This window comes from uncultured Friedmanniella sp. (genome assembly GCF_964244285.1).
Taxonomy (GTDB): Bacteria; Actinomycetota; Actinomycetes; order Propionibacteriales; family Propionibacteriaceae; genus Microlunatus.
Window position 1 is genome coordinate 646,976 of record NZ_CAXTHT010000003.1, and the last position, 13,959, is coordinate 660,934.

14 protein-coding genes are annotated in these 13,959 nt (G+C 68.6%); 13 read left to right on the plus strand and 1 reads right to left on the minus strand.

Annotated features, from left to right (window positions below):
• The coding region (locus ACFE7W_RS11175; RefSeq protein WP_375424836.1) for a CHAP domain-containing protein at nt 1-781 on the minus strand (781 nt) is incomplete at its 3' end.
• 350 nt (nt 782-1,131) lie between these two features.
• Here ACFE7W_RS11175 and ACFE7W_RS11180 point away from each other — a divergent pair.
• The 13 genes from ACFE7W_RS11180 (at nt 1,132) to ACFE7W_RS11240 (ending at nt 12,921) form a co-directional block, all read left to right on the plus strand.
• Nucleotides 1,132-1,398 (plus strand): winged helix-turn-helix domain-containing protein, encoded by a 267-nt coding sequence (locus tag ACFE7W_RS11180; RefSeq protein WP_375424877.1) that lies wholly within the window; start codon nt 1,132-1,134, stop codon nt 1,396-1,398.
• Nucleotides 1,399-1,950: 552 nt separating this feature from the next.
• Nucleotides 1,951-2,307, plus strand: a complete 357-nt coding sequence (locus tag ACFE7W_RS11185) for a hypothetical protein (RefSeq protein ID WP_375424837.1) — start codon at nt 1,951-1,953, stop codon at nt 2,305-2,307.
• 11 nt (nt 2,308-2,318) lie between these two features.
• Nucleotides 2,319-3,257, plus strand: coding sequence for a hypothetical protein (locus tag ACFE7W_RS11190; RefSeq protein ID WP_375424838.1), 939 nt, complete (start codon nt 2,319-2,321; stop codon nt 3,255-3,257).
• 145 nt (nt 3,258-3,402) lie between these two features.
• Nucleotides 3,403-3,978, plus strand: a complete 576-nt coding sequence (locus ACFE7W_RS11195) for an SAF domain-containing protein (protein ID WP_375424839.1) — start codon at nt 3,403-3,405, stop codon at nt 3,976-3,978.
• On the plus strand, nt 3,978-4,754 hold the full coding sequence (locus tag ACFE7W_RS11200; protein ID WP_375424840.1) for a hypothetical protein: 777 nt from the start codon (nt 3,978-3,980) through the stop codon (nt 4,752-4,754). Before ACFE7W_RS11195 ends, ACFE7W_RS11200 begins: the two co-directional genes overlap by 1 nt.
• A gap of 338 nt (nt 4,755-5,092) precedes the next feature.
• A complete protein-coding gene (locus ACFE7W_RS11205) occupies nt 5,093-6,385 on the plus strand; it encodes a CpaF family protein (RefSeq protein WP_375424841.1) in 1,293 nt (430 codons plus the stop codon).
• Nucleotides 6,382-7,245 carry a type II secretion system F family protein gene (locus ACFE7W_RS11210; protein WP_375424842.1) on the plus strand — a complete coding sequence of 288 codons (864 nt, stop codon included), beginning with the start codon at nt 6,382-6,384 and terminating at the stop codon, nt 7,243-7,245. The genes ACFE7W_RS11205 and ACFE7W_RS11210 overlap by 4 nt, the downstream gene beginning before the upstream one ends.
• The gene (locus tag ACFE7W_RS11215) at nt 7,242-8,150 is read left to right on the plus strand and encodes a type II secretion system F family protein (protein WP_375424843.1); all 909 of its coding nucleotides are present in this window, start codon (nt 7,242-7,244) and stop codon (nt 8,148-8,150) included. Before ACFE7W_RS11210 ends, ACFE7W_RS11215 begins: the two co-directional genes overlap by 4 nt.
• Before the next feature lie 87 nt (nt 8,151-8,237).
• Entirely contained in the window at nt 8,238-8,462 is a 225-nt protein-coding gene (locus tag ACFE7W_RS11220) for a hypothetical protein (RefSeq protein WP_375424844.1), read from the plus strand.
• Nucleotides 8,463-8,530: 68 nt separating this feature from the next.
• Nucleotides 8,531-8,872 carry a TadE/TadG family type IV pilus assembly protein gene (locus ACFE7W_RS11225; protein WP_375424845.1) on the plus strand — a complete coding sequence of 114 codons (342 nt, stop codon included), beginning with the start codon at nt 8,531-8,533 and terminating at the stop codon, nt 8,870-8,872.
• Nucleotides 8,869-9,312 carry a TadE family protein gene (locus ACFE7W_RS11230; RefSeq protein WP_375424846.1) on the plus strand — a complete coding sequence of 148 codons (444 nt, stop codon included), beginning with the start codon at nt 8,869-8,871 and terminating at the stop codon, nt 9,310-9,312. The genes ACFE7W_RS11225 and ACFE7W_RS11230 overlap by 4 nt, the downstream gene beginning before the upstream one ends.
• Before the next feature lie 4 nt (nt 9,313-9,316).
• Nucleotides 9,317-9,745, plus strand: coding sequence for a pilus assembly protein TadG-related protein (locus tag ACFE7W_RS11235; RefSeq protein ID WP_375424847.1), 429 nt, complete (start codon nt 9,317-9,319; stop codon nt 9,743-9,745).
• Nucleotides 9,742-12,921 carry a LysM peptidoglycan-binding domain-containing protein gene (locus ACFE7W_RS11240; protein ID WP_375424848.1) on the plus strand — a complete coding sequence of 1,060 codons (3,180 nt, stop codon included), beginning with the start codon at nt 9,742-9,744 and terminating at the stop codon, nt 12,919-12,921. Before ACFE7W_RS11235 ends, ACFE7W_RS11240 begins: the two co-directional genes overlap by 4 nt.
• Nucleotides 12,922-13,959 lie beyond the last annotated feature (1,038 nt).

Consider the following 13,959-nt stretch of genomic DNA (forward strand, 5'->3'; position numbering starts at 1 on the left):
GGAGCGCGACCTCGTAGCCGCCGCCGGCCAGGGCGGTGATGGCGGGGCTGGTGCCCCTCATCATGCCCAGACCAAGGTCAGAGGTTCCCGCCGACCCAGTGACCCACAGGCTGCCGGTGTTGGCCTGGAACGCAACCTCGTAGCCGCCACCTGCCAATCTGGCCACAGCCGGCGAGGTGCCGGTCATAACACCCAGGTTCCGAGCGCCGGTCCGGTCGGAGCCGCCGCCGTTGCCGATGGTCCACAGACTGCCGGTGTTCGCCTGAAGAGCAGTCTCGTAACCTCCCTGCCGCGTCGAACCGCTAGTAGGGGTGCCTTCGGCTGGCGGGGAAACAGTGAAGTAGAGGTAGTCCTCAGCTCTGACGTTGGCCTGCGTTGAGTACTTGCCGTCGCCACCAGAGTTGTACTGCTCGATGGTGGCAGAGCCATCGGGGTTGACTCCGGTCACTACTGCTACGTGGCCGTATCCACCTCCGCGGCTGGTTCCCCACCAGGCCACCGCGCCGACGACCGGCTTAGACCCGTGAGCGATCTTGCGGTCGATGGCTCCTTGCCGCCACGCTCGAGCGTTGCCATCAGCTGGTGACCCCGAGTAGACGCCGGACCAGGTGAGTCCCAGCCGCCAGGCCACGAAGTCTGTGCAGTTCCTGTAGCCGAAGCCGCGAGACGAGTTCTGCTCCGACGACTGGAAGATTTTGTCGCCGTTCGCGTCGACACACCATGAGTAGAGGCCGAACTGCTTGGAGCAGTCGGCGGCAGCCTTGGACGGGTAGTCATCCACCCCGTAGGACCCTGCTGCCTGCGCCGGCGCGATGACCAATAGGCCAAGTAGCACCGCGCCGAGAAGTGCCGTAACCGCTGCTCGGAAAGGCCGAAAGATTCTCAGGTCCGTCATGGGTCCCCCTCAGTGTCAGCGAAGTGTAGCGGCAGCACGACGTTGGCCGCAGGCCCATAGACGAAGGTCAGTAAGAACCGAGCTACCTCCAACCGGGCGTCGAGTCGATGGCCGCTCGGCGCGGCCCGGATCGTCGACGCTTGTCACCATCCAGCGGAAGCGTTCGTAGGCCTCCTCACTATCGACACGCTAGGTTTCCGTGATTGGCGTTACCGAGCGTTCCGCATTACCAGCACTTGCTGTGGCCGACCCTGGTGGCGATGCGAGAGCTCGGAGGGTCAGGGGCGATCGAGGAGATCGTCGAGCACGTGCTGCAGCAGGGTGCCTATACAGGTGCTCAGCAGGCGGTTCTGCACAAGGACGGCCCTTCAACCGAGATTGAGTACCGTCTTGCGTGGGCTAGGACCTATCTCAAAGGGATGGGGCTGGCCACCAACAGTCAACGCGGGGTCTGGTCATTGACCGTCGAGGGCCGGACCGTCGCCCGGTCAAGCCCCTGGTAGTGGTGTAGCCGATCTTCGAGGCCAGCCGATGCGCTTCGGCCACCCGCGTCCGGGTCAGTTCGCCGAAGGCCGGTCGCGTTCGAACAGGTCGTGCGCGAGCGTCTGACACCCAGGAAAGTTGAAGGCATTGCGGCGTGTTGCCATCCGCCGGGGCCCGGCTAAGAGAAAGGTGGCCGTCAAGCCCTCCCGCCCTGAGTGACGCAGAAGCGTGCTGGACTCCGCGGCGCCGGGAGCGGCAAGGATTGCGCACCACATGGCAGTTGGGCTTGCGCCGAACTGTCCAGGAGTCGACTTGTGCGGGCTTGACCGGGGGAGTGAATAGCCCCGTTCACCCTTGGGCAGAGGAGGCGAGAGGTGGCTCTGCATTGCCGGCCACACCTCGGCGCTGTCGTGCTCGCGCTTGGGCTGCTCGCCGCTGGCTGCACGAAGTCCGAGCCGCCAGCGCCCACGCCGCCTTCTCCGAGCCAGTCGGGCAGCGCTAGTCCGAGTGCCACCCCGACCACTCCCGCGGCGGAAGCCGCCGCAGTCGCCCGATCACGGGGCTACGTCGCAATGCTCGACAAGCTGCGCGGCAACCCGAAGGCGAATCTCGACCAGCTCTCGACGGTCGCTCGCGCCAACGCGGCGGACAACTGGCGCCGAATCCTTCTCAACGATCGGAGCGTTGGCCACCGTCAGACAGGGGTCACCAAACCCAGCCTGACCAGCGCGAAGGCCGGCTCGAGCGATCAGCAGTGGGTCGTCACGATGTGCCTCGACGTCTCCAACGTCGACATTGTCGACCGCAACGGCAAGTCCGTCGTGTCGAAGAGCCGACCCGACCGAGTCCGCGATGTGCTGACCGTCGACCAAGACACCAGCTCCTCGAAGTGGTATGTCACCCAGGACAGGGTGACCGAGACATGCTGAGGTGCGCCCGGATGGGTGTCGGCCTCGTCGCGACACTGTGCGCCGCGATTGCGCTGACAACCACACCGGCGCACGCGGATCCGGTGACCTGCGGAGCGGGCGAAATCTACGATCCAGGAACAGGGACCTGCGTCGTTGTCGCGACTGACCCCGGTGGCGATAGTGAGAAGCAGAACCCACCGCCGACGGAACCTGTGGCTGACCACGGTGGGGCTGCTCAAGGTCAGCCGGTCTGTCACGACCGCAACGTCTCTACGCAGAAACTCGAATCGGTACCGTGCCGCACGAGCCATGGGTACTGGTCGAACGATCGGCAGTGCTACATCCGTCCGATGAAGCCGCCGCCGGCGAAGTCCTCGCCGCTGTGGGAGGGTCACACTGACGGCGCGGTCTACGAGTGTGTCCGAGTGGCCGGGCAGGTGACCGTCTCGGTGCGGTTCTGGTCCAAGACTGCGCCCACTGCGCCAGCAGCACCGCCCGACCCCGCCGTCGTCGCCCGGACGGTCGTTCGACTGATGCAGCTGCGGGCGATCAGGATCGGCATGGCACCGGAGGATGCGGACGGCCGGGTCGGCATCGTTGGCCTGCCGGCCTGGATGTGGGTCGCGGACCGAGACGCGCACACCTTTGGTCCGATGGTCCGCAGTGCGTCGGTCGGCGGCACGAGCGTCACGGCGACCGCGAAAGTGGACCGCATCGTGTGGTCGATGGGGGATGGCGAGGCGGTTACCTGCCGCTCGGCCGGCGTGCCGTTCGCCGGCGGCGACGGGGGCCGTGAGTCGCCTGACTGTGGCTACACCTACGGCCGGCAGGGCCGCTACGCGGTTCGTGCGACGAGCCACTGGACCGTCACCTGGACCTCCAACTCGGGTGCCGGTGGCACCATCCCGCTGGCCTTCACCGCGACCCGGATCTTGGACGTCGGCGAGATCCAGGTCGTCCGGAACTGAGGAGATGGCCGTGACCATGACCAGCGAACGCGTCAGGACGAACAGCAGTCGACGCCCCAAGCCGGTCGAGGAGACCGCGCCCGGTGGAAGCCAGGTGCCGACGGGGGAGGTTCCGCCGCGGCCACCCAAGCTGAGGCGCCGGCCCATGGTGGTCGCCGTGTCCGTAGCGCTGGTGATCGTCGGCGGGCTCATCTCGGCGTGGGCGTACAGCACCTCGACCACGACGCAGCAGGTAGTCGCCGTCCGTATCGACGTGCCGCAGGGCGACGTGATCACGCGGGATGACTTGCAGGTGGTCCGGGTCAGCCTTGACCCTGCGCTGTCCTCTGTGCCGGCCGAGCGGCTCGACACGCTCGTCGGCCAGCACGCCGCCGTCGCGTTGACCGCGGGCAGTCTGATCTCGGACCGGGCGGTGACGCCCACCGAGGTGCCGGCTCCCGGCATGTCGGTGGTCGGTCTCGCCCTCGGGCCGGGACAGCTGCCGGCCGGCCCGCTCACGGTCGGCGACAAGGTCCGGATCGTGTCGACGCCGGGGAAGCAGGGTGACGTGAACCCGTCGACCCTCCGCAGCTTCACCGGCAAGGCCGTGGTGATTCGAGAGGCCGATGCGTCCGGTCAGACGGAGGTCAGCGTCGAGGTGCTGGCCAAGCAGGCGGCCGAGATCGCGACGCGCTCGGCGACAGGAAACGTCGCTCTGCTGCTGGACGCGCGGGACCGCTGATGGCGCTCGTGGTGTTGGCCTCCGCATCCGGCGCGCCGGGGGTGACGACGACCGCTCTCGGACTGGCGCTGCGGTGGCCGCGTCCGGTGGTGCTGGTCGACGCGGACCCGGTCGGTGGGTCGGCAGTGCTCGCTGGCTTCTTCCGCGGGCAGGTCCCCCACAACGATGCGATGGTCCAGCTGGTGCTGGCCGGCCGGGCGGGCGAGCTGGCCGAGGTGCTGCCGACGGTCCTGATGCCGCTGCCGGACCCTGACGCCGTCCTGCTCCCGGGGCCACGGTCGCACGCGCAGGCGGCGAGTATGAACGAGCTGTGGCCGGGGCTCGTGGACGAGCTGCGCTCGCTCGACCGCAACGGCCAGGACGTGCTGGTCGACGCCGGACGGCTCGGCATGCAGCACTCGCCAACCTCACTGGTGCTGGCGGCCGACCTGTTGCTGTTGGTGTGTCACAGCGACCTGCCCGCGCTGGCTGCCGCCCGGCAGTGGGCCGAGCGGTGGTCGACCGCCAGCACCGACGGGTTGGGCCCGTCCGCGGTGGCCGTCCTGCTCGTCGGGGAGGGCCGTCCGTACCGGGCACAGGAGGTAGCGAAGGTGCTCGGGGCGTCGGTGCTCGAGACGATGCGGTGGGACCCGGACGGGGCGGCAATGTTCAGCCGTGGTGAACCCGGTTCGCGGCGCGCGGGACCGACGTTCTGGCGTGACCTCGGTGCGGTGGTCGCGGCGATCGACACCCGGGTTGCGCAGGCGCGCTGCACGAACGCAGGTGTGGCGTCATGACCGGGGGGAGCACCGGCGCGGTGCCGGGGACAGCGCCAAACACCGCGAAGGAGTCCCTGGCCATCGATGCGGACCCGTCCTGCCTGCCGATGTTCGGCCCGGCGGAGCTGCGAGGGCGACGACGGTCGACCTTCACGCTGCGGCCCGCTGCCGGGAAGCCTGCGGTCGACTTGGCCGCTGACCGTCAGGCGTCGGCGCCGCCGGTCACCGTTGTGCCTTCGCCGGCCGCTGACGACCCACGGATGCGACTGGTCACGCTTGAGCGTCCCGCCGCCGCATTCGATGACCTCGACTGGTCCCAGGTGGCTGCCTTGCGGTCGGTGGCGTCGGAGCGTCTGATGAGGCTGGTTCACAACGGTGAGGTCGACCGTGCTGAGCAGCAGGTCCTGGGTCGCCGGGTCATCGCGGAGCTCGTGGAGGAGGAGACCCGCCGGGCGACAGCCGAGGGACGCGCCGTTCTCGACCGGACTGGGCAGGCGCGCCTTTGCGCCGCAGTCTTCGATGCCCTCTTCCGGCTGGGACGCCTCCAGCCGCTGGTCGACAACGTCGACGTGGAGAACGTGATCATCCTCGGCTGCGACGACGTTTGGGTCGAGTACGCGGACGGGCGTCTGGAACGCGGGCCAGCCGTCGCCGACTCGGACCCCGCGCTGATCGAGTTCCTGGTGTTCCTGGCCAGCCGGTCCGAGGTCAACGCCCGCCAGTTCTCGGAGTCTGAGCCGAGGCTCCACCTACGGCTGGACGGCGGGGCGCGGTTGGCTGCGACCGCGTGGGTGACACCGCGTCCTTCGGTGGTGATCCGGCGTCACCGGCTGCGGGAGGTGACCCTCGACGATCTCGTGCGCCGCGGCTCGCTGTCGGCTGTCGCGGCGAGCTTCCTTGCCGCGGCGGTCCGGGCCCGCCGGTCGATCGTCGTCGCCGGCCCGCAGGGGGCGGGCAAGACCACGATGGTGCGGGCGCTCTGCGCAGAGATCGATCCGGGAGAGGCGATCGGCACCTTCGAGACCGAGTACGAGCTGCACCTGCACGAGCTGAAGAGCCGGCACCCGATCGTCCACGCCTGGGAGGCCAGGCCCGGCGGTGAGCTGCAGCCGAACGGCCGCCGCGCCGGCGAGTTCACGCTGGACGACGCGCTGTACGACAGCTACCGCTTCAACCTGTCCCGGCAGATCGTCGGCGAGGTCCGCGGCCGCGAGGTCTTGGCCATGATCGAGGCCATGCAGTCCGGCACCGGCTCCCTCTCGACGACACACGCCGAGTCGGCCGAAGGTGCCCTCGGCAAGCTGGTGACGTGCGCGATGAAGGCCGGCGCGCACGTCACGCAGGACTACGCAGTCCGCGCGATCGCCGGGTCACTCGACGTCATCGTGCACGTGGACGTTCGGACCGAGCGGGCCCCGGCTAGTAGGACCGAGCCCGGCTTTCGAAAGACTCGGTGGACCTCGGAGATCGCCGTCCTCGGCCCGGGGGAGCGGGAGAAGGGCTACGCCTTCTCATCGATCTTTCGCTGCCCACCTGGCAGCACCTCGATCGTCGCAGCGGGAGGCCTCCCCGTGGAGTACCGGGGTCTGGCCGCCTACGGCTTCGACCTCAGCGGCTACATCAGCGAGACAGAGCAGGCTGCGTCATGACCCCGCTGATGCCGGCGATCGGCGGCTCCCTCGTCGTGGCGGGGATGATCGGCGTCGCCGCCGGCCTCCGCCGCGTCGCATCACCGACCCCCAGGCCGCGCCGTGCCGGTGTAGGGCGTCGTTTCGCCCTCTCACGTCGGACGAAGCTCCTGCTGCTCGCCGGTCTGGCCGCCGGCCTCGTGCTGGCCCTACTGTCGGGATGGCTGCTGGCCGCGGTCGTGGTCCCGGTCGCCGCTGTAGGTCTTCCTGCGCTCCTGTCAGCCTCACCTGCGCAGGACAAGATCACCCGGCTGGAGGCGATGGAGGAGTGGACTCGTTCCCTGTCGGGTGTGCTCGTCGCCGGCGCTGGCCTCGAGCAGTCGCTGGTGGCCACGCTCCGTTCCACCCCTGAGGCGATCCGCCCCGAGGTCGGGCGTCTCGTGGCTCGTGTGCGGGCGCGCTGGTCGACCGAGGACGCTATCCGCGCGTTCGCCGACGATCTGGACGACGCGACTGGAGACCTTATCGCCAGCAACCTGATCCTCGGGACCCGGCGCCGAGGTCCCGGCCTGACGACCGTGCTCGAGAGCCTCGCGGAGTCGGTGGCCGCCGACGTCCGCGCCCGTCGGCAGATCGAGGCCGACCGGGCCAAGCCGCGCACCACCGCCCGCTGGGTCACGATCATCACCGTCGTCGTGCTCGGGGTGCTGGCACTCACCGGCTCCTACGTAGCCCCGTACCGCACCGCTGTCGGACAGCTGCTGTTGGCGCTGCTGCTCGGCGCCTACGTCGCTGTGCTGGTGTGGATGCGGCGGATGTCCCGCGGCGTCCCGCTGCCGCGGTTCATCGGCGCGGAGGCCGGAAGCCAGCCGACGCGATGAGCGCGACCGGGCTGCAGATCGCCCTTCTTGGCGGGCTGCTGGTCGGCGCCGGCCTCGCGGGCCTACTTTGGCGACTGCAGCCGGCACACGTCGACGCGGCCGAGGTACTGGACCGGCTGGCACCGGCCGCGCCCCGCGTACGGGACGACGGCGGGGCAGTCAGTGACGCTCTCAACGACCGTCTCGGACGGTGGGCGTGGAAGAGCTTGCCCACGGGTCTGCTGGGGCGACCGCCCTCGAGGGACCTTGCCCTGCTGCGGGTCTCGGTCAGCCGCTTCTACGGCGACAAGATCATCTTCGCCGCCCTCGGTCTCGTGATTCCTCCGGTGTTGACGTTGCTGCTGACCCTGCTCGGCTGGCACCCGCCGTTCCTGCTGCCGGCCGGGGGCACCCTGCTGCTGGCGGCGGTGATGTTCGTCATCCCGAACTACAACGTCGCTGACGACGCGAGACGGGCCCGCTCGGAGTTCGCAAGAGCGCTTGGCGCCTACGTTGATCTCGTCGCTCTGGAACGCAACGGGGGGTCCGGGCCTCGGCAGGCACTCGAGGTCGCCGCCGGCGTCGGCGACAGCTGGGTCTTCCGCCGCATCCGGGAAGAGCTCGCGTTCTCGAACTGGAGCGGTGAGCCGCCCTGGGAAGCGCTGCGCCGCCTCTCCACAGAACTCGGGGTGGCCGAACTCGCCGATCTGGCCGACGTCGTCCGGCTGAGTGGGGAGGAGGGCGCCCAGATCTATGCGCAGCTGCGCGCCCGCTCGACCGCAATGCGCTCGGCGATGCTGCACGCCGAACTGGCACGGGCCAATGAGATTGGCGAGAAGCTCAGCATCCCGATGAGCCTGCTCGGCGTCGTCTTCCTCGCCATCCTCATCGCGCCGGCCCTGCTGCGCGTCACCGGCGCCGGCTGACCACGACCACCATCCGACCCTGACCCCCCGCCACCACAACCCCGCCCACCACCACAACCCGCCCACCACCACCCTGTAGGAGATCCGATGCGACTGATGATCACCCTCCACCTGCTCGGCGTCCGACTCGCCCGCGAGACAGAGAACCTCGTGGCCCGAGAGCGCGAGCTGCTCAGGACGCAAGGGCGTTCCGAGCGCGGCTCAGTGACGATCGAGAACGTCCTCTGGGCGGTCGCGGTGATCGCGATCGCGGCGATCGTCATCACCGCGATCACCTCCTACGTGACCACCCAGGCCGGCAAGATCAGATGAGCCCGCTCCGCGCCGTCAGGGGCAACCGGCGGCGACGCCGGCTGCTTGACGAACGCGGGTCGACGTCAATGCAGATGGTGCTGCTGATGCCGGCGCTGTTCGCCGTCATGTTCCTGGCGCTGCAGGCCGCCCTGTACTCCTATGCGACGACGGTGGCCGGGGCTGCTGCCCAGGACGGGGCTCGCGCCGCCTCCGCCTACGACAACCGCAGCACCCCCGGTGCCGGGCAGGCGGCCGCTGTAGCCGCGCTTAACCAGTCCCATGGTGCGATCGAGGGCTGGGCCGTGGCGACCCACGATCAAGCCGACGGCGTCTCGGTGACGATCACCGGCACCGCGCTGTCCGTTCTGCCTGGACTCACGTTCCCGGTTGAGCGGACCGCGACCTTCCCGTGGGAACGGCTGACATGAGAACCGTCAAGCGCCGGCACGGGTCGGAACGCGGGTCGGCGACCATCGAGGCGGTGATCATCGTGCCCGCCCTGATGGTCTTCGCCGCCCTAGTGCTGGCAGCCGGCCGAGTGACGATCGCCCATCAGAGCGTCGAGCTCGCAGCGGCCGAGGCGGCCCGATCCGCCTCCCTCGCCCGATCACCCGCCGAGGCCCAAGCGCAGGGTGCAGCAGCGGCATCAGCTGCCCTCGACGACCGCAGGCTCGACTGCCGGTCACGGTCGGTCCTCGTCGACGCGGCCAATCTCTCCGCCCCGCTCGGAACCGCCGGACAGGTGACGACGCGGGTTGTCTGCGTCGTCGACCTGAGCGATGTCGCTGTCCCGGGGTTGCCCGGCACGGTGACGATCGACGCGCGGGCCGCCTCGCCTGTGGACCAGTACCGGGAAAGAGGCAGGTGACGCGATGAGTACCTCGGCAGGTCGAGCGGAGCGGGGTTCGGTGAGCCTCTGGGCCGCACTGGTGGCCGTGACCCTGATCATCATGGTCGGGGTGGCCGTCGACTTCGGTGGGCAGGCTGTGGCCGAGCAACGCGCTCGAGCCGTCGCCGGTGAGGCTGCCCGTGCCGGGGGGCAGGAGGTCGAGCTCGACGCGGCCGCCCGCGGAGTCGACGTGCGAGTCGACAACGAGGCGGCAGCTGCGGCAGCGCGGGACTACCTGACGGAGAACGGCCTTACGGGATCGGCCGCACCCACCGGAACCAACGGCGTCGAAGTCACCATCACCGACCGCTACGACACCCAGTTCCTCTCGATCATCGGCATCGGCTCGCTGCCCGTGACCGGGAAGGCATCGGCGACGATCGTCCGCACCTTCGAAGGGACCCCACGATGACCCTGCGAGAACGGCTGTCCGGGCTCGCCGCCTGCCTGGTGATCGTCGCCCTCCTGGCCGGGATGCCCGCCGTTCTGCTCGGCGTCGGCGGTAACCCGATCCCTGCTCATCTGCCTACCTTCCACGGGCTGGTCGGCATGCTCACCAGTCCCGACGACGGGACCCTCGCGCTCGGGGCGCTGGCGTACGCGGGGTGGCTCATCTGGGTTGTCCTCGCCGTCCTGCTGCTGACCGAGATCGCCGCTCAGCTACGCGGAGTCCAGACCCCGGACGTGCCCGGACTCCGGCTGCCGCAGCTGGCCGTGAGACAGCTCGTGGTCGCCGCTGCAGCGCTCTTCCTCGCCGCCCCACTGGTGCTGGCCCACCCGATGCCAAGCGTTGCTGCCCCTCCCAGCGCGGCCGCTCCGCATCATGCTGGCGCCTCGAGTCAGAGCGGCCATCATCAAGCGTCGACTGAGCCAAAGCCCGCCGCACAGAAGTCGACCGACCATGTCGTGCGGCCAGGCGACACGCTCTCCGGGCTGGCCGAGCGCTACCTCGACGATCCCGACCTCTGGCCGGAGATCTACGACGCTACCGAGAACGTTCGGCAGCCTGACGGCAGGCACCTCACCGATCCCGACCTGGTCGTCGAAGGTTGGACGGTTCGTGTTCCGCACGACGAAGTCGACGGCTCCGACGCGAAGCGACCGGTGGTCGAGCGGCATGTCCATAACGGCGACACTCTGTCCGGTGTTGCGGAGACCCAGCTCGGCGACGCGAGTCGGTGGCCGGAAATCTACCGCGCGTCCACAGATGTCCGCCAACCCGACGGCGACCGGTTGCGCGACCCCGACCTGATCATTCCGGGATGGACCCTTCGTATCCCGACAGGATTGACGAACCGGTCCCAAGAGTCTGCGGCCATCAAGCACAAGCCGGCGCCGGCGCCCCGCCAGCCGGCTCCTCAGGATCCTCAGAAGGCCGCAGACGGCCACGACGCCAGACCGAACCCGCACCCGTCCGCGACTGCCCCGACCCCCTCAGCGACGACCGCCGCCACCGCGGGCACCCCAGCCCCGTCCCCGAAGGCCGACCGTTCGGCGCCATCGGACGTGCCTGAGCCCACAGTCACGGCACCGACGGCGGGCCTCGATGCCCCCTGGCTCCTCAGCGGGTTGGCGGTCGGCGGCGCCGTGCTGGCCGGCTCGGCCTACCTGACCCTGCGCCGACGTCGCGAGCAACAGATGAGGACGCGGACCCCGGGCAGCAGCGTTCCACGGCCCGAGCCGGCGATCCGCCCTGTCGAGAAGACGATCATCGCGGCCGGCTCGGTGAGCGCTGATGCGGTCCGGGCGATGGACGAGCTGCTGCGGGAGTTGGCGATGACCCAGCTCGCGTTGGGTCGCCCGATGCCGCAGGTCGACAGCGTCGAACTGACCGATCACGACATCGTGCTGCACCTGACCGAACCGGCTGACCTCAGCAAGCCGTGGGAGAAGGGAACCGATCGGCAAACCTGGCTTGCCCGGCACGCTGGCGTTCAGGCCAGCAACGACTTGGAGCAACCGGCCCCGTACCCGTTGTTGGTGACGATCGGCACTGGGGATGACGGTCACATCTGGCTGCTGAACCTCGAGGGCCTCGGCGTCATTGATGTCGTCGGCGACCGCACCTACGGCGACGACCTCCTCCGCTACGTCTGCGCCGAACTCGCCGTGAACCCGTGGTCGCGGGACGTTAAGGTCGCCTGCATCGGCGCTGCTACCGAGGTCGCCCCGATGAACGCCGAACGCATCCGCACCTTCGATAGGGCCGAGGTTGCCGCCGCCGAACTGCTCACCGAGGCCGAGGCTACGATCGCCCGAGCCCTGGAGGTCAGCGCCACAACCCTCACCGGGCGGGCGGCCCAGTTGGCCGACGAAGCCTGGCTCGCTCAGGTCCTCCTCCTCGACCGCACACTCGCCGACGCCTCCGGCATGGCGAACCTGCTCGACCTGGCCGCGGCACAGCCAGCGCGCAGCGCCACGGTTGTCCTCATCGCCGCCGGCAGCATCGCAGCGACAGACCACCACGAGATTCACCTCGATGATCACGGGCGACTGACCGTCCCTCACCTCGAACTCGACCTGGTCAGCGTGGGCCTCACGCAAGACGAGGCCGAGGGGTGTGCGCTGCTCCTGAGTCAGGCTGACGGTGTTGTCGAGTCCACGGCGCCCGAGTCGCAACAGGGAGAAGAGGATGAGCAGACCGAGGCTCCGGTAGCTGACGACGATGAAGATCAGCACGGCGGACCCATGACCAAGAAGCCCCACCGAGCACCGACGGGCACTCGCGCCAACCAGGCGGTATCAAACCGAGCCTCCGATCCCGAGCTCGATGCAGACCTGGCGGATTGGTTCGGCGAGTCCTGCGAACGCCCACGCTTGTCGCTCCTCGGACCGGTGCGAGTGCGCGCCAACGGCCGGGCCATCGCCAAGCGCAAGCCCTTCTACACGGAGCTGCTGGCCTACTTGGCGCTTCGCGAGAACGGTGCACGCCCCGAAGAGGTAGCCGAAGCCTTCGGGCTCGCGCCGCCCAGCGTCCGCACCTCGATCAAGACCGTCCGTGACTGGCTCGGTGTCAACCCGCGCACCGGCGAGCGTCACCTGCCGGAGGCGACCAGATCACGCGGAGCGATCGCCCGTGGGATCGCGGTCTACCAGGTCGACGACCTGCTCGTCGACGTCGACCTGTTCGAACGGCTCCGCCGCCGTGCTGTTCGCCGCGGGCGCGAAGGCATCGAGGACCTCTGCGCCGCCCTGTCGCTAGTGACCGGCCGGCCATTCGACCAGCTTCGTCCCGGCGGCTGGTCCTGGCTCGTCGACCTCAACGTCGACAGTGCGATGCTCTGTGCCGTCGTTGACGTCGCCCACGACTTGGTCGAGCGGTTCCTCGCCCTAGACGAACCAGCGCGAGCCCGCGCCGCCGCCGAGACCGCACTTCTCGCTGCACCGAACGATCCCATCCCCAAGCTGGACCTAGCCGCGGTGGCCCCGCATGAAGGCCACACCAACGAGGCGCGCCGTCTCGCGCTTGAGGTAGTCCGAGACGCCGAGGTCGACGGACTGCCAGCGGATCTTGGGAAGCACATCGAAGCGCAGGTCCAGGTCCTGATCGACCAACACGAGCATGCAGCCGGCCGGCTAGCGAGCTAGCCAGGTAGTACTTCTTGTTGCCGCCGGCTTCGTAGGTTCAGTTGCCGCTCGGCGTCCCTCGACTGACATTAACTGCGGGCGGGCCTTCCGGGACGGCAGTCACCCAAGGCGGGCTCTCGTCCAGCGCGACGCCGGAACTCCGGCGGCTTGGCTGCTGGCACAGCGGACTCCTCTTGGAGACGATCCTCAGCCTCAGAATTGGTGTCCGGGAAGCGGTCAAGCTCCCCGCACCAGGATCAGTCACTGCATCGATGGCCAACGTCAGGCGCCCACGCGCCACACATGCACGCTCCAATCTGGCGGGTCGTCGTGAGGCGCCTTGTACAGGAACTCCCGGGCGCGAGACGGCATGGCAGGCAACTTGTTTGAGATCTTGGCCCGCGCTGACGGGGTGAGCGCCGATTCGTGCCCCCGCGTCGACGCGAAGTAATAAGCACATTCTCCAGTGCCGTAGGGGAACCGCAGAAGTCGCTGGGGCTTACGACGTGAACCATGTGGTGCCAGGATGCCGGTCTGGAGCAGGCGACGGACAGCAGTCTTACCTCCGGCCAGGACAAACAAACATACCGCGTCAGGGTGTGTCCGGTTGACGACCGCCAAGCGCGCAACATCGAGCAATATTGAGTCAGCCGTCGCGTACGCTGAGTTCGCCCACTTAGCCTCGATACAGAACTCGAGTGCCAGGGGTTCCGCACGTGAGGCAACTGCAAAATCGACCTCGCGGAATCGTCCAGGCCCCTTCTCTCTCCGCTGCAACGCAGGGATGGCATAACCTGGGAGTAGATTCTCCGTCCGAGCGTCGACATTGGCAGCGAGAAGTTCATTCATAATTGAATGCAAATGCGCCTCGCCGAAGTTATGGCCACGATTACAAGCAAAGTCGAATTCCAGTCGACCATAGATCCCACTCGAAAGTTTACGGGCGAGAGTAGCGCCGCGGGTTGTCACGAGTGAATTTAAGCATGCTTGTGGATGCTCCGCATGAGGGTCCGCCACTGGTCGTGCTCCGCACGACGGTCCGCCACTGGTCGTGCTCCG